The sequence below is a fragment of the Rhodococcus sp. 2H158 genome (assembly GCF_053764755.1).
Map to the genome: position 1 here is coordinate 31,324 of NZ_JBSNCE010000039.1, position 23,100 is coordinate 54,423.

22 protein-coding genes are annotated in these 23,100 nt (G+C 69.5%); 10 read left to right on the top strand and 12 right to left on the bottom strand.

What is annotated here, in order from left to right; genetic code table 11:
- Positions 1 to 42: 42 nt before the first annotated feature.
- The 6 genes from ACWPOB_RS26475 to ACWPOB_RS26500 are packed head-to-tail and all read right to left on the bottom strand — an operon-like array spanning position 43 to position 4,447.
- A complete protein-coding gene (locus ACWPOB_RS26475; RefSeq protein WP_100057405.1) occupies positions 43 to 1,050 on the bottom strand; it encodes a heme-dependent oxidative N-demethylase family protein in 1,008 nt (335 codons plus the stop codon).
- Positions 1,051 to 1,074: 24 nt separating this feature from the next.
- Entirely contained in the window at positions 1,075 to 1,551 is a 477-nt protein-coding gene (locus ACWPOB_RS26480; RefSeq protein WP_455402645.1) for a dimethylamine monooxygenase subunit DmmA family protein, read from the bottom strand.
- On the bottom strand, positions 1,548 to 2,555 hold the full coding sequence (locus ACWPOB_RS26485; protein ID WP_100056513.1) for a heme-dependent oxidative N-demethylase family protein: 1,008 nt from the start codon (positions 2,553 to 2,555) through the stop codon (positions 1,548 to 1,550). Before ACWPOB_RS26485 ends, ACWPOB_RS26480 begins: the two co-directional genes overlap by 4 nt.
- A complete protein-coding gene (locus ACWPOB_RS26490) occupies positions 2,552 to 3,547 on the bottom strand; it encodes a PDR/VanB family oxidoreductase (RefSeq protein ID WP_100056512.1) in 996 nt (331 codons plus the stop codon). The genes ACWPOB_RS26485 and ACWPOB_RS26490 overlap by 4 nt, the downstream gene beginning before the upstream one ends.
- Complete coding sequence (locus ACWPOB_RS26495; RefSeq protein ID WP_455402646.1) at positions 3,547 to 4,059, bottom strand: 50S ribosomal protein L32; 513 nt, start codon at positions 4,057 to 4,059, stop codon at positions 3,547 to 3,549. Before ACWPOB_RS26495 ends, ACWPOB_RS26490 begins: the two co-directional genes overlap by 1 nt.
- Before the next feature lie 10 nt (positions 4,060 to 4,069).
- Positions 4,070 to 4,447: a cupin domain-containing protein gene (locus ACWPOB_RS26500; protein WP_100056510.1), complete on the bottom strand. Its 378-nt coding sequence runs from the start codon at positions 4,445 to 4,447 to the stop codon at positions 4,070 to 4,072.
- 301 nt (positions 4,448 to 4,748) lie between these two features.
- Between ACWPOB_RS26500 and glnT the strand changes: the two genes are divergently transcribed.
- From glnT to ACWPOB_RS26525, 5 genes are all read left to right on the top strand, one after another.
- Complete coding sequence (gene glnT / locus ACWPOB_RS26505) at positions 4,749 to 6,125, top strand: type III glutamate--ammonia ligase (RefSeq protein ID WP_455402647.1); 1,377 nt, start codon at positions 4,749 to 4,751, stop codon at positions 6,123 to 6,125.
- A 56-nt stretch (positions 6,126 to 6,181) separates the two neighbouring features.
- Positions 6,182 to 7,069 carry a glutamine amidotransferase gene (locus ACWPOB_RS26510; protein ID WP_455402648.1) on the top strand — a complete coding sequence of 296 codons (888 nt, stop codon included), beginning with the start codon at positions 6,182 to 6,184 and terminating at the stop codon, positions 7,067 to 7,069.
- Positions 7,070 to 7,113: 44 nt separating this feature from the next.
- Positions 7,114 to 7,842: a GltB/FmdC/FwdC-like GXGXG domain-containing protein gene (locus ACWPOB_RS26515; protein WP_100056514.1), complete on the top strand. Its 729-nt coding sequence runs from the start codon at positions 7,114 to 7,116 to the stop codon at positions 7,840 to 7,842.
- Between the two features lie 34 nt (positions 7,843 to 7,876).
- Complete coding sequence (locus ACWPOB_RS26520; RefSeq protein ID WP_100056508.1) at positions 7,877 to 9,202, top strand: FMN-binding glutamate synthase family protein; 1,326 nt, start codon at positions 7,877 to 7,879, stop codon at positions 9,200 to 9,202.
- Between the two features lie 134 nt (positions 9,203 to 9,336).
- Positions 9,337 to 9,984 carry a helix-turn-helix domain-containing protein gene (locus ACWPOB_RS26525; RefSeq protein WP_054374234.1) on the top strand — a complete coding sequence of 216 codons (648 nt, stop codon included), beginning with the start codon at positions 9,337 to 9,339 and terminating at the stop codon, positions 9,982 to 9,984.
- Between the two features lie 166 nt (positions 9,985 to 10,150).
- On the opposite strand, the gene ACWPOB_RS26530 is transcribed toward ACWPOB_RS26525, so the two are convergent.
- Positions 10,151 to 11,503 (bottom strand): ammonium transporter, encoded by a 1,353-nt coding sequence (locus ACWPOB_RS26530; RefSeq protein ID WP_455402649.1) that lies wholly within the window; start codon positions 11,501 to 11,503, stop codon positions 10,151 to 10,153.
- A gap of 239 nt (positions 11,504 to 11,742) precedes the next feature.
- On the opposite strand from ACWPOB_RS26530, the gene ACWPOB_RS26535 reads away from it, so the two are divergent.
- Positions 11,743 to 14,052: an FdhF/YdeP family oxidoreductase gene (locus ACWPOB_RS26535; protein ID WP_100056507.1), complete on the top strand. Its 2,310-nt coding sequence runs from the start codon at positions 11,743 to 11,745 to the stop codon at positions 14,050 to 14,052.
- On the top strand, positions 14,052 to 14,864 hold the full coding sequence (fdhD, locus tag ACWPOB_RS26540) for a formate dehydrogenase accessory sulfurtransferase FdhD (RefSeq protein ID WP_100056506.1): 813 nt from the start codon (positions 14,052 to 14,054) through the stop codon (positions 14,862 to 14,864). Before ACWPOB_RS26535 ends, fdhD begins: the two co-directional genes overlap by 1 nt.
- Positions 14,865 to 14,883: 19 nt before the next feature.
- On the opposite strand, the gene ACWPOB_RS26545 is transcribed toward fdhD, so the two are convergent.
- Entirely contained in the window at positions 14,884 to 16,062 is a 1,179-nt protein-coding gene (locus ACWPOB_RS26545; protein ID WP_455402650.1) for an alpha/beta hydrolase family protein, read from the bottom strand.
- Positions 16,063 to 16,124: 62 nt separating this feature from the next.
- Here ACWPOB_RS26545 and ACWPOB_RS26550 point away from each other — a divergent pair, with 62 nt between their 5' ends.
- Positions 16,125 to 16,766: a TetR/AcrR family transcriptional regulator gene (locus ACWPOB_RS26550; protein ID WP_455402651.1), complete on the top strand. Its 642-nt coding sequence runs from the start codon at positions 16,125 to 16,127 to the stop codon at positions 16,764 to 16,766.
- A gap of 83 nt (positions 16,767 to 16,849) precedes the next feature.
- Here the strand turns inward: ACWPOB_RS26550 and ACWPOB_RS26555 are convergent, their stop codons facing one another.
- On the bottom strand, positions 16,850 to 17,722 hold the full coding sequence (locus ACWPOB_RS26555) for a shikimate dehydrogenase (RefSeq protein ID WP_455402652.1): 873 nt from the start codon (positions 17,720 to 17,722) through the stop codon (positions 16,850 to 16,852).
- Positions 17,723 to 17,824: 102 nt separating this feature from the next.
- Between ACWPOB_RS26555 and ACWPOB_RS26560 the strand changes: the two genes are divergently transcribed.
- Both ACWPOB_RS26560 and ACWPOB_RS26565 read left to right on the top strand, forming a co-directional pair.
- The gene (locus tag ACWPOB_RS26560) at positions 17,825 to 18,475 is read left to right on the top strand and encodes a TetR family transcriptional regulator (protein WP_100056229.1); all 651 of its coding nucleotides are present in this window, start codon (positions 17,825 to 17,827) and stop codon (positions 18,473 to 18,475) included.
- Positions 18,476 to 18,641: 166 nt separating this feature from the next.
- The gene (locus ACWPOB_RS26565) at positions 18,642 to 19,985 is read left to right on the top strand and encodes an MFS transporter (protein ID WP_455402653.1); all 1,344 of its coding nucleotides are present in this window, start codon (positions 18,642 to 18,644) and stop codon (positions 19,983 to 19,985) included.
- Positions 19,986 to 20,185: 200 nt separating this feature from the next.
- On the opposite strand, the gene clpX is transcribed toward ACWPOB_RS26565, so the two are convergent.
- The 3 genes from clpX to ACWPOB_RS26580 form a co-directional block, all read right to left on the bottom strand.
- A complete protein-coding gene (clpX, locus tag ACWPOB_RS26570; RefSeq protein ID WP_003938129.1) occupies positions 20,186 to 21,463 on the bottom strand; it encodes an ATP-dependent Clp protease ATP-binding subunit ClpX in 1,278 nt (425 codons plus the stop codon).
- 228 nt (positions 21,464 to 21,691) lie between these two features.
- Positions 21,692 to 22,354: an ATP-dependent Clp protease proteolytic subunit gene (locus ACWPOB_RS26575; protein ID WP_100056228.1), complete on the bottom strand. Its 663-nt coding sequence runs from the start codon at positions 22,352 to 22,354 to the stop codon at positions 21,692 to 21,694.
- Between the two features lie 49 nt (positions 22,355 to 22,403).
- On the bottom strand, positions 22,404 to 23,030 hold the full coding sequence (locus tag ACWPOB_RS26580) for an ATP-dependent Clp protease proteolytic subunit (RefSeq protein WP_003938127.1): 627 nt from the start codon (positions 23,028 to 23,030) through the stop codon (positions 22,404 to 22,406).
- Positions 23,031 to 23,100: the final 70 nt, after the last annotated feature.

Sequence of the window (23,100 nt, forward strand, 5' to 3'; positions counted from 1 at the left end):
CCCTCCGTCACCGTACCGGCCGCCGGTGAATCCGGTGCGCCACTACGCGGCCCGGGCGCGCGTCCGCTCGCGCAGCCAGGCCATCGCCGGCATGCGGTAGGAGTCGATGCCCTTGTACGCGGCGATCTCGGCGGGCAGTTCCTCGACGATGTCGGCGAGTTGCTCCGCCCATGCCGGGACCTGCGCGATCTCCTCGAGCGGTGCCATGTAGGTGCGGATGTTGAACACCAGCGCCCCCGTCATCGGCAGGCGGATCAGGTGCTCGAGTTCGATGCGCAGCTGGATGCGGCCCCAGTCGCGTTCGGCGATCAGGCTCGGCATGTCGTCCATCCACTCGGGCATCGTCTCGAGGCTGGTGTCCCGGCGCCGCGAGCCGACCGCGGAGAAGGTCCAGTTCACCCGCCGGTACGGCCGCTCGGTGGTGAGGCGCCGCATGAACTGCTCGGCGCGGTCGGTCACCCCGTTCGGGGTCAGGCCGGGAACGGGCCGGTGGATCTCGTGCAGGCTCATGCCGATGTCGAACTTGACGGACCAGTCGGCGGACGACGTGACCAGCGCCGCGTCGAACCACAGGTGCCCGTCGCGCTCGGTCACCAGCAGCACGTCGTCGGGCAGCTGACACCCGATGAACACCAGCGGATGTTCCGGCAGGGTGCCCGAATCACCGGGCACGAACCATTGATCGATTCCGAGAAGGTCGTTGCGCCAGCGGTACCCGCCGTTCTCGACGTCGAGGTGCATGACGTCGGGAAACGAGGCCGCCATGTCGCGCATGTAGTAGAGCATCAGGTCCCAGCACGCCGGCGTCATGTGCGGCAGCATCTGCACGCGCCCGGGGTCGGCCTCGACGATCGAGCGGCGCAACCGCATCATCTCGACGTACTCGTCGTGGCTCTTGCCCAGGTCGACGATGTGCTCGCCCCAGGCCCCGGCGGCGGTCTCGGTGCGGCGCGGCGCCGGTTCGACGTTCACGGCGTAACGGAACGTGCTGTCGCCCTCGGGGAAAGGCCACGGCAGGCAGGACAGGTCGCTGGCGACGGAGGTGGTCACGAAGGTTCCTTTCCGGATGGCGGGTCAGGCCACGGCGCCGAGATAGGTGCCGTGATGTCCCGACAGATGAGGACGGATCTCGAGGTCCAGGCCGCACGAACCGCAGGCGACGACCGCCCCGGGAGCGGCGTCGACGGACTGGGTGGCGGCGCAGTGCGGACAGAACAGCGACACTCCGTCGGCGGCGGTGACGTAGGTGGTCATCTCGCACGGCAGCACGCCGGCGGTGCGCGCCGCAGCCGTCGCGGCCATCGCCTCACGCCGCGGGCCGGCGATCAGCACGCGGGCACCCGCGCGGGCCTCACGGACGAGCCGCGACACCTCGTCCGCGCCCGCGTTCGGCACCGTGGTCGCGACGCGGCCGAGGGCGAGTGCCTGCGCCGCCCAGGCCGTCACCGCGGCCCGCGCGTCGGCGCAGTCGCCGAGGCTGAACAGCAGGTGGATGCGCCCGCCCGGATCGATCGGGGGCACCGCACCGGTGACGAATCCCGAGTTCTTCACGGCCGCACACCTCCGAATTCGCGCAACCACTTCAGACCGGGTTCGCGGGTGCGCGTGATGCCCTTGTAGTCGGCCATGTCCTCGGGCAGTTCCTCGAGCACCCGGTAGAGCCGGTCGGCCCATTCCGGCACCAGCGCGATCTCCTCGAAGGGCAGCAGGTAGGTGCGGATGAGGAACATGATCGCGCCGGACGCGCCGAGCCGGATCAGGTGCTGCACCTCGACCCGCAGGTGCAGGCGACGGCCGACGTCCTCGAGCGGGCCCTCGGCGAGCAGGCGCCGATCGCGTCCCCATTCGGGATACGTCTCGGTGGCCGTGTCGAGCCGGCGGTCCACGGTGAGGGTCCAGTTGGTGCGCCGATACCGTTGCCCGGCGTGCAGTCCCATGAGGAAGGACTGGGCGCGGGTGATCACCCCTTCGGTGTGGATGCGCGGCACGGGACCGTGGATCTGCAGGAAGCTCATCCCGACGTCGAAGCGCAGCGACCAGTCCGCCGCGAACGTCACCAGGCCCGCGTCACCCCACAGGGCGCCGTCGCGCTGGTCGAGCAGCACGACGTCCTCCTGGATCTGCCGGCCGATGTACAGCAGCGGCGGCTCGGGCAGGGTGGCGGACTGCCCGTAGACGAACGCCTGCTCGAGGTCGAGGGCGAGGTTGCTCCACCGCCAGACGGTTCCGTCGCGGTCGAGCGCGAACGTCTGCGGGTACGCCTCGGCCAGCATCTTCATGAGGGTGAGCATCGCGTCCCACTGCGCGACCTCCATGTGCCCGAGCGCCTGGAAGCGGCTCGGGTCGGCGTCGAGCACGCGCCGTCGTTCGGCGAGTTCGTCGAGGAGGAAGCCGTCCATGTCGACCGGGTGCTCACCCCAGCCGCCGGCCGCCGTGGCCGCGCGGGTCCCGGCCGGCTCGACGTTGGTGCTGTACCGGTAGGTGTCCCGAGGGAAGGGGAACGGGAACCGCGCGACGCGTTCCGGGAGCACCTCGAATTCGGTTGCGGCAGTCACAGGTCCAGCTCCAATCGCTCGCCGCCGGCGCGGGAGACGCACGGCATCATGCAGTCGCCGGCGTGCTTCTCCGCGTCGGTCAGGTACAGGTCGCGGTGCTCGATCGCGCCGTCCGCCACCGGGATCCGGCATTCGCCGCACACCCCCTGCCGGCACAGATTGGGCACCGGTACCCCGCGCGCCTCGAGCGCTTCGAGCAGGCTCACGCCGGAGTTCACGGCGATGTCGACCCCGGTGCGGCGCAGATGCGCGGTGAACGGGGTTCCGGGCTCGAGGTCGCCGACACCGAAGTGCTCGTAGTGGATGCGGGCGTCCGGCCAGCCCGCGCCACGGGCGCGACGGGTGAGTTCGTCGATGAGACCGGAGGGCCCGCACACGTACAGGTGGGTGCCGAGCGGCTGATCGAGCAGGGCCGGGCCGAGTGCGGCCCAGAACTCCTCGGGGGTGTGGTAGGTGTGCAGGCGGTCGCCGCACAGTTCGCGCAACTCGCCGAGGTGCGGGCCGTCGCCCTCGCGGAAGGTGTAGTGGACCTCGAAGGAGCGGCCCCACTGAGCGGCGGCGCGGGCGTGCGAGAGGATCGGTGTGACGCCGATACCGCCGGCCACGAGCATGTGGTGACGCGCGGTGAGGATCGGCGCGAAGGCACTTCGGGGCCTGCTGACCTCCACGACGTCCCCGACCTCGAGGGCGTGGATCCAGCGGGAGCCGCCCCGGCCGGTCTCGTCGAGCCGCACGGAGATCGAATAGCTCTGCGGCTCGAGCTCCGGACCGGTCAGGGAGTAGGAGTTGCGGCGGGGCCGGCCGTCGTCGTGGAAGCCGCACGAGAGCACGACGTGACTGCCCGGGGTGAACGACGGCAGCGGCGCACCTGTGGGGTCGACGAACCGCACGTGCCGCACTCCGGTGGCGACGGTGGCCACCTCGGCGACGGTGAGGGTCAGGGTCGCGTCGCTGCGCCGGACGGCCGCTCCGGCGTCGGATACGAGGGTCATCAGCTTTCCTCCGCGTCGAGCTGGTAGCCGAGATATGCGCCGTGGTGGCGCGAAACGTGGTGGTACACGACGAGTTCCGCCGAGCACGCGGGGCACGTGCTGGTCTGCCCGATCGCGGCGGTGGCGTCGTGGGTGTGTCGGCAGTGGGCGCAGTACACCGTGCGCGTGTCCGTGGTCAGCACCTCGGGCAGGATCTCCTCGTCGAGCGCCCCCGCGGCGACGGCCACGGCCCGGGCGGCGAGGACGGCGGCCTCGTCGCCCACCAGCACGAGCCGCCAGCCGACGCGGGCCGCGGAGAGCTGGCGCTGCAGCACCTCCGCGGCCGCGTCGCCCCAGGTGGCGGGCGCCCGTAGCCAGCTCACTCGCCGGCCTTCGAAGGAGGTCACCAGGCGGCGGGCGTGGTCGGTGGCGGCGTCGCCGAACGACAGGACGGTGACCGTCCTGCCGCCGTCGGCCACGGTCCGCTCCTCGCCCCAGCGCGGCACGCTGGTCGTCTCCATACAGACGCTCATGGCCGGGTCCTTACGGCGCGAACGTGCGCTGGCCGACGTAGAAGGCCAGGGCGCCGTCGGGGGTGGTGAAGCGGATCCGCGAGCCCTTGGGGAAGAAGATCGCGTCCTTGGCGCGGGCGATCTCGACCTGGCCGGTGTCCAGGTTCTCCAGGCGGAACTCCCCTTCGAGGACGACCTTCATCTCGTCGTACTCGTACAGGTAGTCCAGCGGGGCGTCGGTGTGCTCGAGCTTGAAGTAGCCCGCGGCCATCTCCGACCCCTCGGGGTTGGGATAGACGTCGTCGATGAAGCCCTCGGTGCCCGGGAATTCCTCGGTGGACATCTGGGGCAGGTTCTTCCAGAAGTCGGCGGTGACGCGGAATGCGGGAACCGTGGTGGTCTCTGCCATGGGTGCTCCTAGGAACGAGGCCGGCTGAACCGGCGTGGGCGGGGAGGACGGAACGTCGATCGCTGACGTGAAACAGACAGTAATGAGATGAAACGCTCCGACGGTTGCCGACGCGTTAACGCGTGTAACCGAATCCTCTCAGCGTCAGGAACATTCGTTTCTCCGCCGGGAGGCGCGGGCCGAGCGGGACCGTCACCACAAACTCACGACCGCGTAACACGCCCGTCATGCATGCTATGTTTCATTGCATTCGACAGCGATTCACCTTATGAAACTTCGCAGCCGAACCCCAGGAGTCCCCATGACGCTCGAAGCCACCGACCTCCCCGTGATGCGTCTGCCCTCCACGGACGCCCCCGCCGATGCCGCCGGCTCCGCCGATCTCGCCGCACTCGCCCGCGCCACCGACACCCGCTTCATCCTCGCGGTGTTCACCAACCTCGCCGGCAAGCCCTGCGCCAAGCTCGTCCCGGTCGAGGCGGTCGACGAGCTGCAGTCCGACGGGGTCGGCTTCGCGGGCTACGCCGCCGGAGCCATGGGTCAGGTCCCCAAGGATCCCGACCTCGTCGCCATCCCGGATCCCACCTCCTTCACGCCGATCCCGTTCGTGCGCCCGGGCCTTGCGCTGGTGCACTGCGATCCCCACGTCGAGGGCGAGCCCTGGCCCTACGCCCCGCGGGTGATCCTGAAGGAGGTCCTCGGCAAGGCGGCCGAACGGGGCCTGTCCGTCAAGGTCGGCGCGGAGATCGAGTACTTCCTCGTCCAGCGCGACGAGGACGGGACGCTGCGCACCGCCGACGTGCTCGACACCTCCCGGCAGCCCTGCTACGACGCCCGCGACGTCACCCGCATGTACGAGCACCTGACCTCGATCTCCGCGGCGATGAACTCCCTCGGCTGGGGCAACTACGCCAACGACCACGAGGACGGCAACGGGCAGTTCGAGCAGAACTTCCAGTACGCCGACGCGATGACCACCGCCGACCGCGTCGTCACCCTGCGCTACCTGATCTCGGTGCTCGCCGAGCAGCGCGGCATGACCGCGACGTTCATGCCCAAGCCGTTCGCCGACCGCACCGGCTCGGGCATGCACATGCACCTGTCGCTGTGGCGGGAGGACGGCTCCGCCTTCCCCGACGCCGACGACCCGCGCGGTCTCGGCCTGTCCGAGACCGCCTACGCGTTCATCGCCGGCATCCTCGACCATGCCTGCGCCCTGCAGGGCGTGATCGCCCCGACCGTCAACTCCTACAAGCGGACCGGCGCCACCGCGACCAGCTCCGGCGCGACGTGGTCGCCGCGGCACGCCACGTACGGCGGCAACGACCGCACCCACTACCTGCGCGTTCCGGACGGCAACCGCGTCGAGCTGCGCGGCGGGGACGGCTCGGCCAACCCCTACCTCGCTGCCGCCGCGACCGTCGCGGCGGGCCTCGACGGCATCGACCGCAAGCTCGATCCCGGCGCACCCGGCGGCACCCCGAACTCGGAGACGCTGCCGATGACCCTGCTGCACGCGATGGACGCGCTCACCGCCGACCCCGTCGTCACCGGCGCCCTCGACGCCGCCGGCCCGGGCGTCGCCGAGTACTTCGCCTCCCTCAAGCGGGAGGAGTTCTTCCACTGGCACAACACCGTGACCTCGTGGGAGATCGACAGCTACCTGACCGCCTTCTGACCCGTTCGGTCCGAACGGGCCACCGCGAACGACGACCTGTAAAGGAGAGACGACCCATGTGCGGAATCGTCGGGCTTCACCTGCGTGACGCCTCCCTCGCCCCCCGGCTGGGTGGCCTGCTGACCGGCATGCTCGGCCAGATGGTCGACCGGGGACCGGATTCGGCCGGAGTCGCCCTCTACGGCGACCCCACCTTCTCCCCCGCCGGCCACGCGTCGGTGTCCCTGCTCGGCGCCGCCCCGGACGTCGCCGCCACCGCCGGTGCCGCACTCGGCGTGACCGTGACCGCGATCGACCTGGCCCCCACCACGGTGCTCCACGCGCCGGTCCCGGCGCAGTTGCTCGCCGACACCGTCCGCGCCGTCGATCCCGGCGCAACGATCATCGGCTTCGGCGACGACGTGACCGTCCTGAAGAGCATGGGCGATCCGGTGGCGCTGGCCGAGCGCTTCGGGATCCCGGCCGCCTCCGGCTGGCAGGGCGTCGGCCACACCCGCATGGCCACCGAATCGGCCGTCACCGCCGCCGGGTCGCATCCGTTCGCCGTCGGCCCGGACCAGTGCCTGGTGCACAACGGCTCGTTCTCCAACCACCTGTCGGTCAAGCGGGAGCTCGAGGCCGAGGGTGTGGCATTCGACAGCGAGAACGACACCGAGGTCGGGGCACGGTTCGTCGCCAAGCACCTCGCGGAGGGCGCCGACCTGGAGAAGGCCCTGCGCCTGCTCGGGGAGCGCTTCGACGGGTTCTACACCCTGCTCGTGTCGACGTCCGACTCGTTCGCCGTCGTGCGCGATCCGATCGCCTGCAAGCCGGCGATCGTCGCCGAGACCGACGCGTACGTCGCGATGGCCTCCGAGTTCCGGGCTCTCGCCGGCCTACCCGGCATCGCGGACGCCCACCTCTTCGAACCCGAGCCGGAGCGGGTCTACGTATGGCACCGCTGACCAGCACCGACGCTTCCCCCATCTCTTCGACGCCGGAGACGACCATGACCACCGAGACACTGCGCACCGAGACACTGCCCACCGACACGCTCCCCGCCACCACGACGTACGACCTGGACGTCACCACCACGCGCGAACTGAACGCCGCACTGCAGGCCACCGAGGCCCCGGCCGCGGTGACCGTGACCAATCCCCAGGGCAAGCACGCCCTCGCGTGTGGGCTCGACCGGCCGATCGACGTGCGCATCGAAGGCCACGTCGGCTACTACGCCGCCGGGATGAACAAGCATGCGACCGTCACCGTCGCGGGCAACGCCGGGGTCGGGGTCGCCGAGAACATGATGTCGGGCACCGTGCGTGTCACCGGGGACGCCTCCCAGTCCGCCGGCGCCACGGCCCACGGCGGGCTGCTGGTGATCGAGGGCAACGCCGCCGCCCGCTGCGGCATCTCCATGAAGGGCGTCGACATCGTCGTCGGCGGCAGCATCGGCCACATGAGCGCCTTCATGGGACAGGCCGGACGGCTCGTCGTCCTCGGCGACGCCGGCGAGGCCCTCGGAGATTCGTTGTACGAGACGCGCATCTACGTACGCGGCACCGTCGCCTCCCTCGGTGCGGACTGCGTCAAGAAGGAGATGCGGCCCGAGCACCTCGAGGAACTGCGCGAACTCCTCCGGGCGGCCGGCTTCGACGCCGACCCCGCCGAGTTCACCCGCTACGGCTCCGCCCGCGGGCTCTACCACTTCCACGTCGACAACGCCTCGGCGTACTGATCGCACCGCCCGCACCGCATCCCAGGAGACTCCCATGACCTTCCAGCCCGGACTTCGTGAGTCGGCCACCTTCGACCGCAACGTCATCCACGAGATCCAGCGTGCCGCCGAGACCGGCATCTACGACATCCGCGGATGGGGCGCCAAGCGCAAGCTTCCGCACTTCGACGACCTGCTGTTCCTCGGCGCGTCGATGTCGCGATACCCGCTCGAGGGTTACCGCGAGAAGTGCGAGACCGACGTGGTCCTCGGCGATCGGCACGCGAAGTACCCGCTGCACCTCGACATCCCGGTCACCATCGCCGGCATGAGCTTCGGGGCGCTGTCCGGGCGGGCGAAGGAGGCTCTCGGGCGCGGCGCGAGCGAGGTCGGCACCTCCACCACCACCGGCGACGGCGGCATGACGCCGGAGGAACGCGGTCAGTCCAAGCACCTCGTCTACCAGTACCTGCCGTCGCGCTACGGAATGAACCCCGACGACCTGCGCAAGGCCGACGCAATCGAGGTCGTCCTCGGCCAGGGCGCCAAGCCCGGCGGCGGCGGCATGCTGCTCGGGCAGAAGATCACCGAGCGCGTCGCCGGAATGCGCACCCTGCCCGTCGGTATCGACCAGCGCAGCGCGTGCCGGCACCCCGACTGGACCGGCCCGGACGACCTCGCCGTCAAGATCATCGAGCTGCGCGAGATCACCGGGTGGGAGAAGCCGATCTACGTCAAGGTCGGCGCGACCCGCACCTACTACGACGTCAAGCTCGCCGTGAAGGCCGGTGCCGACGTCGTCGTGGTCGACGGCATGCAGGGTGGCACGGCCGCCACGCAGGACGTGTTCATCGAGCACGTCGGCATTCCCACGCTCGCCGCGATCCCGCAGGCCGTGCAGGCGTTGCAGGAGATGGGGATGCACCGCACCGCCGGTGGCGTGCAGCTCGTCGTCTCCGGCGGCATCCGGTCCGGCGCCGACGTCGCCAAGGCCATGGCCCTCGGCGCGGACGCCGTCGCCATCGGCACCGCGGCGCTGATCGCGTTGGGCGACAACAACCCCCGGTACCAGGCGGAGTACGAGAAGCTCGGCTCGGCCGCCGGGTTCTACGACGACTTCCAGGACGGCAAGGACCCCGCCGGCATCACCACGCAGGATCCCGACCTGCAGGCCCGGTTCGATCCGGTCGAGGGCGGCCGCCGCCTCGCCAACTACCTGCGCGTGCTCACCATGGAGGCCCAGACCATCGCGCGCGCCTGCGGCAAGTCGCACCTGCGCAACCTCGAGCCGCAGGACCTCGTGGCCCTGACCATCGAGTCGGCCGCCATGGCGCGGGTGCCACTGGCCGGCACCAACTGGGTTCCCGGCCAGGGCTTCTGAGCCGCTGCCCGCTTTCCACCGAGCGAATGTGCCTTACTGTCGGCCTGTCCGACGGTAAGGCACATTCGCTCGTTCCGTGTGCCCACCCCTCGCACGATCGTCCACTGTCGGGAAACAGCACGTACAGTGAGGACATGAGCAGCCCCGAGCGCCCCGTACTGCACGACGCGCCGGGCCGGGAGGTCCCGCGGGACACCCCGACCGGGGTGGACCTGGAACGCGCCATCGCACGGGAGGTCCGCAAGCTGCGGATCGCCAGCGGGCTCTCCGTGGGCGACATGGCCGCGAAGGTGGGCATCTCCAAGGCGATGCTGTCGAAGATCGAGAACGCCCAGACCTCGTGCAGCCTCTCGACCCTCGCCCGCCTGGCCGCAGGTCTCGACGTACCGGTGACGTCGCTGTTCCGGGGCGCCGACGCGCAACGCGAGGCAGTGTTCGTCAAGGCCGGCCAGGGCGCGGAGATCGTCGGCCGCGGCACCCGCGTCGGGCACCACTACGAGTTGCTCGGCACGCTGCGGGGCCAGCACAAGCGGCTCGAGCCCGTGCTGGTGACGCTCACCGACGCGAGCGAGGTCTTCCCGCTGTTCCAGCATCCGGGGACCGAGCTGCTCTACATGCTCGAGGGCGAAATGGTCTACGGGCACGGCGAATCCGAGTACCGGCTCCAGCCCGGCGACGCCCTGCTGCTCGACGGCGAGGGCATCCACGGGCCGAACGAGCTCGTCACCCTGCCCATCCGGTTCCTTGCGGTCACCGCGTACCCGGACAAACACCAGGACTGATCCTGCCCTCCACCACGAGCGGGGGGTTTCCGCGTCGAGCGGGAGACCGCCGCGGTGAATCGCGGGTGCAGGCACCGGTAACCGCCCCCTCGTCGCGAGCATCTCCCGCTCGACGACGAACGAGGCCCCCGCCGTAGCGGGGGCCTCACCCGTAGTCGGTCCTCGGTCACAGCTTCTCGGCTGCCGCCTTCGACGTGAGTGCCGTCGCCGCCTCGGCGACCGACGCCGCCTCCGTACGGGACGTGCCGGTGAAGCCCACCGCGTCGAGCACGTAGGCGGTCTCGCCGTGCACGACGACGTCGAGACCCTCGTACTCGGCCTCCGGATCGACGCGCAGGCCCATCGCCAGGTCGAGACCCTTGGCGATGATCCAGGTGACGACGAAGGAGTAGGCCAGCACCGCGAGCACCGCGACGGTCTGGGTGCCGAGCAGGCCGATTCCGCCGCCGTAGAACAGCCCGGCCGCGCCGCTGGGAGCCTCCGGCACCGCCAGGAAACCGATGAGCAGCGTGCCGAGGACGCCACCGACGAGGTGGATGCCGACGACGTCGAGAGCGTCGTCGTAGCCCAGCCGGAACTTCAGCGAGATCGCGAAGCAGCACAGCGCGCCGGCCAGGGCGCCGACGACCAGTGCGCCGATCGGCGAGACGGCACCGCAGGCCGGGGTGATCGCGACGAGCGCGGCGATGAGGCCGGACGCGGCGCCGAGGGTCGTGGCGTGCCCCTCCCGCAGCTTCTCGACGATCAGCCAGCCACAGATGCCGGCGCACGACGCGGCGATGGTGTTGAGCACGACGACCGAGGCGTTGTTGTCCGCGGCGAGCGCGGAACCGCCGTTGAACCCGAACCAGCCGAAGAACAGGATGCCGGCACCGAGAACGGTCAGCGGAAGGCTGTGCGGGCGGGGCGGATTCAGGAACGAGCGCCGCTTGCCCAGGACGATGATGACCGCGAGGGCCGCGATGCCGGCGTTGATGTGGACGGCGGTGCCGCCGGCGAAGTCGACCGCGCCGAGGGTGTTGGCGATCCAGCCGCCGACGACGGACCCGTCCTCGGAGTCGAACGCGAAGACCCAGTGCGCGACGGGGAAGTACACCAGCACGGCCCACAGCCCGGCGAACACCATCCAGGCCGAGAACTTCATGCGGTCGGCAAGGGCGCCGCACACGAGGGCGACCGTGATGCCCGCGAACAAGAGCTGGAATCCGGCTATCAGCGCCGGCGGGAGTCCCGGTTCGGCCGGCGCCTCGAGCAGCTGGCCGAGCCCGAGATACTCGAGGGGGTTGCCGAGCAGTCCGGCACCGCCGAGCGAGTTTCCGAGCACCGCCGAGTAGCCGAACAGAACCCACAGAACTCCGACGAGCGCGAAGCCTGCGAACGTCATCATGATCATGTTGAGCGTGCTGCGGACGCTCACCATGCCGCCGTAGAACAGCGCCAGCCCGGGAACCATCAGCGAGACCGCCGTGAAGGCCGCGAGGATCCAGGCGGTGTCGGCGGCAGCGATTGCCTCTTCCATAGGTGTCCACCTTGTTCAGTCCCGAGGGATCGCCCCTCGTACGTGTCGCGGTGACTGTCTTATGTTGTTAATCACCGTCACCTGAGAGTGAACCCAGTGTGTAATCTGCGTGGGAGCCGCCGGTGAACTTCGTGTAACGGCGGCTCACCCCCGGCACTGCCCACCGCCGAGCGCTCGCTCGGGGGCGACCGGTAGCGTTCGAACTGGTATGCGCATCGCTCGCGGGTGAGGATGGACACATGACTCGACACGGTCCGCTGCACGACATCGTGGAATCCGACCTCGAGGTCACCGGACCCAAGGACCACGCCGCCGGTGTCCCGGCGGTCCTGGTGTCGCTGAAACGCGCCTACGAGCAGATGGGCGTGGCCCGCACGGCGGCCACGCTGCCGCGGCTCAACCAGCGGCACGGATTCGACTGCCCGGGGTGCGCCTGGCCCGAGACGCCCGGTCACCGCAAGCCCGCGGAGTTCTGCGAGAACGGCGCCAAGGCCGTCGCCGAGGAAGCCACCCTGCGGACGGTCACGCCCGAGTTCTTCGCCCGTCACTCCGTCGCGGAACTGTCGGAGAAGACCGGCTACTGGCTCGGGCAGCAGGGCCGGCTGACCCATCCGATGGTGCTCCGCCCCGGCGCGACCCACTACACCCCCATCGACTGGGACGACGCGTACCGGCTGATCGCCGACCACCTGCGTGCGCTCCCCACCCCGGACCACGCCGTCTTCTACACGTCGGGCCGCACCAGCAACGAGGCCGCGTTCCTCTACCAGCTGCTGATCCGCAGCTACGGCACCAACAACATGCCGGACTGCTCCAACATGTGCCACGAGTCCTCCGGCAGCGCACTCGTCGAGACCATCGGAATCGGCAAGGGCTCGGTGTCGGTGCCGGACCTCGAGCACGCGGACCTCATCCTCGTCGCCGGTCAGAACCCGGGCACCAACCATCCGCGCATGCTCTCCACCCTGGTGAAGGCCAAGGAGAACGGGGCCAGGATCATCGCGATCAACCCGCTCCCCGAGGCGGGGCTGCTCCGGTTCAAGGACCCGCAGCGCGTCGACGGCGTGCTCGGCCACGGCACGGACATCGCCGACGAGTTCCTGCAGATCCGCCTCGGTGGCGACATGGCGCTGTTCCAGGGGCTCGGCAGGCTGTTGTTCGAGGCGGAGGACGCCGCGCCCGGCACCGTGATCGACCGGGCCTTCGTCGAGGCCCACTGCGCCGGCTTCGACGACTACGAGCGGCACGTCCGCGCGGTCGACCTCGGCACCGTCCTCGAGGCCACCGGGCTGAGCGAGGCGCAGCTGCGGTCCACCGCCCGGGACCTGGCCACCTCGCAACGCACCGTGACGTGCTGGGCGATGGGCCTGACTCAGCACACCCATGCCGTCGCCACCATCGCCGAGGCGGTCAACCTGCTGCTGCTGCGCGGGATGATCGGCAAGCCCGGGGCCGGGGTCTGCCCGGTGCGGGGGCATTCGAACGTGCAGGGTGACCGGACGATGGGCATCTGGGAGAAGATGCCCGAGTCCTTCCTCGCCGCGCTGGACCTCGAGTTCGGGATCACCAGCCCGCGCAGGCACGGGTACGACACCGTCGAGGCCATCCGCGCGATGCGCGACGGCCGGGCGAGTTTCTTCATGGCGATGGGCGGCAACTTCGTCGCCGCGACTCCCGACACCCACGCCACCGAGGAGGCGCTGCGCCGCTGCGAGCTGACCGTGCAGATCTCGACCAAGCTCAACCGCAGCCATCTCGTGCACGGGCGCACAGCGCTGATCCTGCCCACCCTCGGACGCACCGACCTCGACATCCAGGAGAGCGGTAAACAGCTGGTTTCCGTGGAGGATTCGATGTCCATGGTGCACCTGTCGCGGGGCCGGTTGCAGCCGGTCGGCGACCAGCTGCGCAGCGAGGTCGCGATCGTCTGCCGGCTCGCCCGCGAGCTGTTCGGCCCCGACCATCCGGTCCGCTGGTCGGCGTTCGAGGGCAACTACGACCTGATCCGCGACTCGATCGGGCGGGTCGTGCCCGGCTGCGAGGACTACAACACCAAGGTCCGCCGGCGCGACGGGTTCCAGTTGCCGCACCCGCCCCGCGACAACCGCGAATTCCGCACGCACACCGGCAAGGCCAATTTCAGCGTCAACGACCTGGTGTGGGTGCCCACTCCCCCGGGCCGGCTCGTGCTCCAGACGCTGCGCAGCCACGATCAGTACAACACCACCATCTACGGGCTCGACGACCGCTACCGCGGCGTGAAGAACGGCCGCAAGGTCGTGTTCGTCCACCCGGACGACATCGCCGAACTCGGATTCGCCGACGGCGACCTCGTCGACATCGTGTCCGAGTGGCCCGCCGACGGCGCGGTGCAGGAGCGTCGCGTCCGCGACTTCCGGATCGTCGCGTACCGCACCCCGCGCGGCAACGCGGCCGCCTACTACCCGGAGACCAATCCGCTGGTCCCCCTCGACCACGTCGCGAAGAAGTCGAACACCCCGGTCTCCAAGGCGATCGTCGTGCGACTCGAGCGGGCCGGGGCCGACTGATGGGGCGGGTCACCGCGCGCCGGCCCGTCCTGCGGATCACCGCGGACGGGCAGGCACGCCGACCGGACAGCCTCGCGGTGGAGGAACCGCTGGAGATCCGCCTGAACGGCCGCGCCCTGACGGTCACGATGCGCACCCCGGGCCACGACGTGGAACTCGCCCACGGATTCCTGCTCGCCGAGGGGATCGTCGGCAGCCGCGAGGACGTCTCCGTGGTGCGCTACTGCGACGGCGTCGACGACAGCGGCGCCAACACCTACAACGTGCTCGACGTCCACCTCGCGCCGGGGATCTCCGTTCCCGACGGTGCGGGCGCCCGCAACTTCCTCACCAGCTCCGCGTGCGGGGTGTGCGGGAAGGAGTCCCTCGACCGGATCCGCGGGCGCACCCGGTTCCCGCTGACCGACGGCTTCGTGGTCTCCGCCCGCGCCCTGACCTCGATGCCCCCACGGATGCGGCAGCGGCAGAAGGTCTTCCAGAGCACGGGGGGCCTGCACGCCGCAGCGCTGTTCACCCCCGAGGGCACCCTGCTGGCGTTGCGGGAGGACGTGGGCCGACACAACGCGGTCGACAAGGTGCTCGGCTGGGCACTGACCGAGAACCGGGTCCCGTTGTCGGACACCGTCCTCGTCGTCAGCGGGCGGGCCTCCTTCGAGCTGGCGCAGAAGGCCGTGATGGCCGGCGTCCCGGCGCTCGGGGCGGTGTCCGCCCCCTCGTCGCTGGCGGTCGATCTCGCCGCGGAGTCCGGCCTGACCCTGGTCGGTTTCCTCCGCGGCGACTCGATGAACGTCTACACCGGATCCGTCGTATGAGCCGGGGTCCGGGAGCGGCTCAGCTGCAGGCCTGTTCGGGCGCGTCGCCCGAGCGGACCCCGTCGACGAAGGCCCGCACGTCGTCGTGGGAGGCCTCGAGCACGCCGCGGTGGTCGGCACCGTCGTAGACCCGGTAGGCAAGGGGGGAACCGTTGTCGCACAGGGCCTTCGTCACCTCGTCGGTGACCTGCCGGGACACGAGCACATCCGCGGTTCCCTGCACGACGAGGGTCGGCACCGCGAGGGCGAGCTGCTCGAGTTCCTGCGTGGCGAAGTACTCGGTCAGGCGCCCGACGTCCGCACCGGGCGCGAACACCTGGTCCACGGGAACGGTCGCAGCCACCTTGCGCACGTCGTCCATGCACCCGGTGCGCGCCGCCGCGAGCAGCGGACGGGACGCGTCCGTGAGCATCGCGTCGGCGGACATCTCGGGGTCGGCGGCCTCGGCGCCGAGCAACAGGACGGGCAGGAAGGTCAGGGCCTGCGCGATCCCCGGGCCCCCGGTTGCGAAGTAGGCGGCGGTCTCGCTCGTCCGGCTTCCCGGCGCGAACGCGACCGCGCCCTGCAGTTCCAGTTCGGGGGCGCGCTCCGCGCCCTGGGCGGCGGTGAACAGGGCCGCATGCCCGCCCTGGCTGTGCCCCATCACCGTCCACCGGTTCCCGATGCCGGGCTCGGCTTCGCGTGCGGCACGCACGATGTCGACGACCGTGTTCGCGGCGCTGTCGCCGTTCATGTAGGGATGTCCGCCCGGCGTTCCGAGGCCCTCGTAGTCGGCCTGGACCACGGCGTAGCCGTCGGCGACCCACCGATCGAGCATCGCGGTGGTCCGCGAGAGGTAGCTGTGGGCGGGTCCGCCGACCGTGTCGGCCGAGGGCGCGCAGGCATCTCCGACACCCGTCGTGCCGTGCGCCCAGCTGATCACCGGCCATCCTCCGCCGGGGGCGTCGCCGCGCGGGATCGCGACGGTGCCCGACACGAGGATCGGGCGTCCCGTGGCGTCCTCCGAGAGGTAGGTGATCAGTTCCGTGCGCGCCGCGCTGGGCAGCGCCGCCGCGCTCGTCAGTGGGCGGGTGCTGATCAGCGCGCCGGGAGGACGCTCGGCAGCGGAGGACGGTTCGGAATCCGCGCAGGCCGTGGCGGCCAGCACCGAGGTGACCGCGAGCGCCACGAGGACGCGGCGGGAGGAGAGATGACCCATGGAATCCTCCATTAAGAAGTTCATATTAATTGGGAAGTCGAACTTCTTAGTACAGTGGACGCATGGCAGTGTCAACAGGACGTCTCGCTCTGCTGGATGCCGCGGAGGAACTCATCGCCCGTCGCGGCATCCACGGCGTCTCGGCGCGCGAGGTGGTCAAAGCCGCCGGTCAGCGCAACAATTCGGCGATCGCCTATCACTTCGGCTCGTGGCACGGACTGCTCGACGCGGTCTGGAGCCGGCACGCGCCGCGCGTCAACGCCCAGCGGGCGGCACTGACGGACGCAGCCCACCTCGACGGCTCCCCGGCACTCGAACGGCTCGTCTATGCCTACGTCCATCCGCTCGTCACCGAGATCGCCCGCGGGAGGCCCAGCTATTGGGCTCGCTTCAACGAGCAGTGGCTCGCCACCGCCCCCCTGGTGTTCCTGGCGGTCCCCCAGCCGGGGGCCGTCCAGGCCGACTACTACCCGTCCGACGAGTCGCTCACCGTCCTCGCCTCCCTGCTGGAGACGATCGCGCAGTGTCTCGACCTCCCCGAAGCCGACACCCGTCGGCGCGTGGGGCTGACGGTGCGCTTCGTCATCGGCTCGTTCGCCTCGTGGGAGCGCGCCCACGAGGCCGGGGACGCGACCGACCTGTCCACCTTCGAGTCGGAGATCGTCGAACTCGCCTGCGCGATGTTGCGCGCGCCGGGACGGTAACACTGCGCCGTCGTCCCCACCGCGGGGACACTGCGCCGTCGTCCCGACAGCGGGGACACTGCGCCGTCGTCCCCACGGACAGATCAGGCCGGCACCCGCTCCGCCTCGATCAGCGCCGTCATGTGGTCGAGCATGCGGTCGGCGTCGGGCTCCACCCCGGTGAAGATGCGGAATGCGTCGACGGCCTGGAAGACGGCCATGCCCGCGCCGGTGAGGGTCGGGGCGCCGAGTGCGCGGGCACGCAGGACGAGTTCGGTCTCGATGGGCCGGTAGACGACCTCGGCGACCCACAGGTCGGGGCGCAGCAGTGCCGGGTCGAAGGCCGTTCCGGGATGCGCGGCCATGCCGACGGGCGTCGCGTGGATCAGGCCGTCCGCGGCGGCCAGCAGCCGCGGCAGCTCGGCCGGCGTCGCGGACGAGACGGCGACGTCCGGGAACAGCACGGTGAGCGTGTCGCGCAGCGCGGTGGCGCGCGCGAGGTCGGGATCGACGACGGTGAACGCGCGCACTCCGCGGGTGAGCGCGGCGTACGCGACCGCCGCTCCCGCCCCACCGGCTCCGAGCTGGACGACCGCGTCGAGCGCGACGCCGGGGAGCCCGCGGTCGAAGTTGCGGCCGAAGCCGGACCAGTCGGTGTTGTGGCCGATCGCGCGCCCGCCGTCGAACAGCACGGTGTTGACGGCGCCGAGGCGGCTCGCCTCGGGCGACAGGTCGTCGAGGTGTTCGATGACGGCCTGCTTGCAGGGATGGGTGATGTTCAGGCCCCGGAAGCCCAGCTCGCGAGCGGTGCGCAGCAGCCGCGGTAGGTCGGCGACCGAGAGGCCCAGCTCGTCCAGGTCGATGATCTTGTAGACGTAGCGCAGGCCCTGCCGCGCGCCCTCCTCCTCGTGCATCGGGGGGGTCAGCGAGGCACCGATGCCGGTTCCGATGAGGCCGCAGAGAATCGAGTCGGTCATGGCGGGCCTTTCACGTCATAATGTACGAACTAGTGAGTTACAAGGCATAGCGTACGGCCACGGGCGGCACGGAGACAAGACCCCGCTCGATAGGGTGGCGCCATGGCACCCGAGCAGACGACCGGCCGACGACGCCGCAACAGCGACCTCACCAGGGAGAACATCCTCGAGGTGGCCACCGCGGAGTTCGCCGACAAGGGCCTGTCGGGAGCCCGGGTGGACGAGATCGCCGAGCGCACGCAGACCACCAAGCGGATGATCTACTACTACTTCGGCGACAAGGAGGGGCTCTACCGAGCCGTCCTCGAGAGCTCCTACGGGACGATCCGCGCCCAGGAGCGCGAGCTGGACCTCGAAGACCTCGGCCCCGTCGACGCCATCCGCGTGCTGGCCGAGGCCACGTTCGACCACCACGACCAGCATCCCGACTTCATCCGCATCGTCGCCAACGAGAACATGCTCCGGGGCGAGCACATCCGGCAGTCTCCCCATCTCGCCGGCCTAGGCGCCCCCGCCGTCGACGTGCTCACCGGCATCCTCGAACGCGGCCGGGCCGACGGCCTCTTCCGCGACGGTGTCGACGCCCTCGACGTCCACCTGGTGATCAGCAGTTTCTGCGTCTTCCGCACCGCCAACCGGTACACCTGGCAAGCCCTGTTCGACCAGGACCTCGCCGCGGACGAGCTGCGGACCAGGCACCGGAGGATGCTGGGCGATCTCCTCGTCGCGTTCCTGACGACCCTGCCCGACTGAGGGACCTCAGGGGAATGCGCACGGACACGCGTTCCGAAATTTTATGAACTATCTAGTTCATACATCTTGCGTTCACGGTGTGATGGCGCCTACATTCGAGACAACGCAGTACGAACCCGAGTTCGTATCTCGAACATCCCCTCCCCTTTTCCGCACAGGAGACGCGATGACCGCGCACACCCTCGACACGCCGGAGAATTCCGGTATGACGACCGAAACCCGCCCGCACGACACCACCAAGGTCAAGCGCGCAGCGTCGTCGGCCTTCCTCGGCAGCATGCTCGAGTACTACGACTTCTACATCTACGCATCAGCCGCTGCCCTGATCTTCCCGACCGTGTTCTTCCCCGACAGCGGCCACGCGGCGCTGCTGTCCCTGTCGACCTTCGGTGTCGCCTACGTCGCGCGGCCGCTCGGCGCCGTGGTGCTCGGCCACTTCGGTGACCGGGTCGGACGCAAGAACGTCATGCTGTTCACGCTCATCCTCATGGGCGTCGCCACCTTCGGCATCGGCCTGATCCCCAGCGCCGAGTCGATCGGCGTACTCGCACCCGCGCTCCTCGTGTTGATGCGAATCTTCCAGGGCATCTCCGCCGCCGGCGAGCAGTCCGGCGCCAGCTCGCTGACTCTCGAGCACGCCCCGCAGAACCGTCGCGCGTTCTTCGCGAGCTGGACGCTCAACGGCACACAAGCCGGCTTCATCCTCGCCAGCCTGGTGTTCCTGCCCGTCGCGGCCATGCCCGACGACATCCTCTACAGCTGGGGCTGGCGCGTACCGTTCTGGGGCAGCCTGTTCGTGCTGGCCGCCGCGTACGTCATGCGGCTCACGCTCGAGGAGCCCGAGGAGTTCGCGGAGACCAAGAAGTCCCACGAGGTCGCCAAGCTGCCGGTCGCCGACCTGCTGCGCACCCATCCGGCCAACCTGACCCGGGTGATCTTCTGCGCCTTCGTCGCCGTCGTGAGCACCATCTTCTCCGTGTTCGGCCTGGCGTTCGCGACCAGCGCCGAGGTGGGCATCGCCAAGTCGACGATGCTGGGGGTCGCGATCGCCGCCAACGCCGTCGCCTTGCTCAGTCAGCCCGCCCTCGCCGCCTTGTCGGATCGCGTCGGCCGTAAGCCCGTCTTCATCACCGGCGTCCTCGGCTCGGCGGTGTTCATCTTCGTGTACTTCCAGGCCATCTCCACCGGCAACGTCGCGCTGATCTTCGCCGCCGGCATCGCCCTGATGGGCCTGCTCTACGCCGCGCCCAACGCGATCTGGCCGGCGTTCTACGCCGAGATGTTCAACACCAAGGTCCGCTACTCCGGCATGGCGATCGGCACCCAGCTCGGCTTCGCCATCGCCGGTTTCGCCCCCGCCATCGGCACCGCGCTCATGGGCGGCGATCCGACGAACTGGCTGCCCGTCGCCCTCCTGACGTCCGGCGCCTGCCTGGTGTGCGCCGTGTCCGCCCTGTCGGCGAAGGAAACCTTCCGCACCCCGCTGCGTGAACTCGGCAACCGCATCTGACCTCCGCTTACGTGGCCGAATGTCACACCACGTCGCTTCGAGTGACGTGGTGTGACATTCGGCCACTGCGGTGTCGCGGGCACTGCGGTGTCGCGGGCACTGCGGTGTCGCGGCCACTGGTGCGTCGCAGCCTCCGACGGAAGCACCCCACGCACGGCGAAGGCCCCGGCACGAATGCCGGGGCCTTTCACGCTGTCCAATCAGGCGGTCTTGTCGCGACGCTCCCGTTCGGGCTTGCGCGGCACGATCGTCGGCAGCACGTTGTCGTTGACGGTTTCGGCGGTGACGACCACCTTGGCGACGTCGTCGCGGCTCGGGATGTCGTACATCACCGGCAGCAGGACCTCTTCCATGATGGCGCGCAGGCCGCGGGCACCGGTACCACGCAGGATCGCCTGGTCGGCGACAGCTTCCAGCCCGTCCTGGGTGAACTCGAGCTCCACCCCGTCCATCTCGAAGAGCCGGACGTACTGCTTGACGAGCGCGTTCTTCGGCTCCGACAGGATCTGCACCAGCGAATCCTTGTCCAGGTTCGTCACCGAGGCGACGACCGGCAGGCGGCCGATGAACTCGGGAATGAGACCGAACTTGATCAGATCCTCGGGCATGACCTCGGCGAAATGGTCGGTGGTGTCGATCTCGGCCTTGGACTTCACCTCGGCGCCGAAGCCGATTCCGCGCTTGCCGACCCGGTCCGAGACGATCCTCTCGAGGCCGGCGAACGCACCGGCGACGATGAACAGCACGTTGGTGGTGTCGATCTGGATGAATTCCTGGTGCGGATGCTTGCGTCCGCCCTGTGGCGGCACCGACGCCTGGGTGCCCTCGAGGATCTTCAGCAGCGCCTGCTGGACGCCCTCGCCGGACACGTCGCGGGTGATCGACGGGTTCTCGCTCTTGCGGGCGATCTTGTCGACCTCATCGATGTAGATGATCCCGGTCTCGGCGCGCTTGACGTCGTAGTCGGCCGCCTGGATGAGCTTGAGGAGGATGTTCTCGACGTCCTCACCGACGTAGCCGGCCTCGGTCAGGGCGGTGGCGTCGGCGATCGCGAACGGCACGTTCAGCATCTTCGCCAGCGTCTGCGCCAGGTACGTCTTCCCGCAGCCGGTGGGCCCGAGCAGCAGGATGTTCGACTTGGCCAGCTCGACCGACTCACCCCGGGTGTCGCGGGCCTTCTCCCCCGCCTGGATCCGCTTGTAGTGGTTGTAGACCGCCACGGCCAGGGTCCGCTTCGCGGAATCCTGCCCGATGACGTAGTTGTCGAGGAACTCGCGGATCTCGGCCGGCTTGGGCAACTCGTCGAGCTTGACCTCGTTGGACTCGGCCAGTTCTTCCTCGATGATCTCGTTGCACAGGTCGATGCACTCGTCGCAGATGTAGACCCCTGGGCCCGCAATGAGCTTCTTCACCTGCTTCTGGCTCTTTCCGCAGAAAGAGCATTTCAACAGGTCGCCCCCGTCACCGATACGTGCCATCTGTCAGGTCCCTACTTCCTCGTAAGCGTGCAACCGATCCCGCGACCGCCGACAGCGCCGGTCCGGGGAGCGGGCCCTTGGAACGACCGTACCCGGAGACTGCGACGGCGGTCGACCGGTTCCGGGCGATTCGGGCCATATTTTGTGCGGGGCGGCGGTAATGCCACTCGAGCACACCGGCCCGGCCGCGAAGGCGCGCGGGGCGCGCTCCGGGCCGGGCCGAGGCGGTTACTTCTGAGCCGAGAGCTTGCGGTACTCGAGCACGTTGTCGATCAGACCGTATTCGACGGCCTCCGCGGCGGTGAGGATCTTGTCGCGGTCGGTGTCCTTGCGGATCTGCTCGGGGTCCTTCCCGGTGTGCTTGGCCAGCGTCGTCTCCATCAGGCGGCGCATGCGCTCGATCTCCGCGGCCTGGATCTCGAGGTCGGACACCTGGCCCTGGATGCCGCCGGTGGCGGGCTGGTGGATGAGCACGCGCGCGTTGGGCAGGGCGAGCCGCTTGCCGGGGCTACCGGCGGCGAGCAGCACCGCCGCCGCCGAGGCGGCCTGGCCGAGGCACACGGTCGTGATGTCGGCACGCACGTACTGCATGGTGTCGTAGATCGCCATCAGCGACGTGAACGAGCCACCGGGCGAGTTGATGTACATCGTGATGTCGCGGTCCGGGTCCAGCGACTCGAGCACGAGCAGCTGCGCCATGACGTCGTTGGCCGAGGCGTCGTCCACTTGCACGCCGAGGAAGATGATGCGCTCCTCGAACAGCTTGTTGTACGGGTTGGACTCCTTGACCCCGTAGCTCGAGTGCTCGATGAACGAGGGCAGGATGTAGCGGCTCGCGGGGGAAGCCGGAGCTTGGCCGCCGAGCTGGCGCGGATCGAACAGGTTGGTCATCGCTTCTCCAGGAATTCGTGGGGCGTAGAGCGGATCGGGGGGCTCGGAACTAGTTGCCGGTGCCGCCGGCCTGCTGCGCCCGCGAGACGACATGGTCGACGAAGCCGTACTCGAGTGCTTCCTTGGCGGTGAACCAGCGGTCGCGGTCCGAGTCCTTCGTGATCTGCTCGACGGTCTGGCCGGTGTGCTCGGCGATCAGTTCCGCCATCTCCCGCTTGGTGTGCGCGAACTGTTCCGCCATGATCGCGATGTCGCTGGCCGTGCCGCCGATACCGGCGGACGGCTGGTGCATCATGATCCGCGCGTGCGGCAGGGCGTACCGCTTGCCCCGCGTGCCGGCCGAGAGCAGGAACTGCCCCATGGAGGCGGCCAGGCCCATCGCGAAGGTCGCCACGTCGCACTCGACGAACTTCATGGTGTCGTAGATCGCCATGCCGGCGGTGACGGATCCACCCGGGGAGTTGATGTAGAGCGAGATGTCGCGCGTCGGGTCCTCCGCGGACAGCAGCAGGATCTGCGCGCAGAGCTTGTTCGCGATGTCGTCGTCGACCTGGGTACCGAGGAAGATGATCCGCTCGCGCAGCAGCCGCTCGTAGACCGAGTCGCTGAGGTTGAGCCCAGCGGTGGCCGAGGTCATCGTGGGACCGATGGATGTCGCCGGATTCTGAGGAGTCACGGTACCTGCCTTCTCGTCAATCGTGGATTGCTGACACTGACAGTAACGAAGTGGGGGGGGGACCAATGGC

Coding starts and splice junctions, on each gene's coding strand:
- fdhD (WP_100056506.1), top strand. CDS start 14,052: ATGGGGCGGGTCACCGCGCGCCGGCCCGTCCTGCGGATCACCGCGGAC.
- ACWPOB_RS26525 (WP_054374234.1), top strand. CDS start 9,337: ATGAGCAGCCCCGAGCGCCCCGTACTGCACGACGCGCCGGGCCGGGAG.
- ACWPOB_RS26515 (WP_100056514.1), top strand. CDS start 7,114: ATGACCACCGAGACACTGCGCACCGAGACACTGCCCACCGACACGCTC.
- clpX (WP_003938129.1), bottom strand. CDS start 21,463: ATGGCACGTATCGGTGACGGGGGCGACCTGTTGAAATGCTCTTTCTGC.
- ACWPOB_RS26520 (WP_100056508.1), top strand. CDS start 7,877: ATGACCTTCCAGCCCGGACTTCGTGAGTCGGCCACCTTCGACCGCAAC.
- ACWPOB_RS26575 (WP_100056228.1), bottom strand. CDS start 22,354: ATGACCAACCTGTTCGATCCGCGCCAGCTCGGCGGCCAAGCTCCGGCT.
- ACWPOB_RS26500 (WP_100056510.1), bottom strand. CDS start 4,447: ATGGCAGAGACCACCACGGTTCCCGCATTCCGCGTCACCGCCGACTTC.
- ACWPOB_RS26560 (WP_100056229.1), top strand. CDS start 17,825: ATGGCACCCGAGCAGACGACCGGCCGACGACGCCGCAACAGCGACCTC.
- ACWPOB_RS26550 (WP_455402651.1), top strand. CDS start 16,125: ATGGCAGTGTCAACAGGACGTCTCGCTCTGCTGGATGCCGCGGAGGAA.
- ACWPOB_RS26535 (WP_100056507.1), top strand. CDS start 11,743: ATGACTCGACACGGTCCGCTGCACGACATCGTGGAATCCGACCTCGAG.
- glnT (WP_455402647.1), top strand. CDS start 4,749: ATGACGCTCGAAGCCACCGACCTCCCCGTGATGCGTCTGCCCTCCACG.
- ACWPOB_RS26495 (WP_455402646.1), bottom strand. CDS start 4,059: ATGAGCGTCTGTATGGAGACGACCAGCGTGCCGCGCTGGGGCGAGGAG.
- ACWPOB_RS26490 (WP_100056512.1), bottom strand. CDS start 3,547: ATGACCCTCGTATCCGACGCCGGAGCGGCCGTCCGGCGCAGCGACGCG.
- ACWPOB_RS26565 (WP_455402653.1), top strand. CDS start 18,642: ATGACCGCGCACACCCTCGACACGCCGGAGAATTCCGGTATGACGACC.
- ACWPOB_RS26555 (WP_455402652.1), bottom strand. CDS start 17,722: ATGACCGACTCGATTCTCTGCGGCCTCATCGGAACCGGCATCGGTGCC.
- ACWPOB_RS26510 (WP_455402648.1), top strand. CDS start 6,182: ATGTGCGGAATCGTCGGGCTTCACCTGCGTGACGCCTCCCTCGCCCCC.
- ACWPOB_RS26530 (WP_455402649.1), bottom strand. CDS start 11,503: ATGGAAGAGGCAATCGCTGCCGCCGACACCGCCTGGATCCTCGCGGCC.
- ACWPOB_RS26545 (WP_455402650.1), bottom strand. CDS start 16,062: ATGGGTCATCTCTCCTCCCGCCGCGTCCTCGTGGCGCTCGCGGTCACC.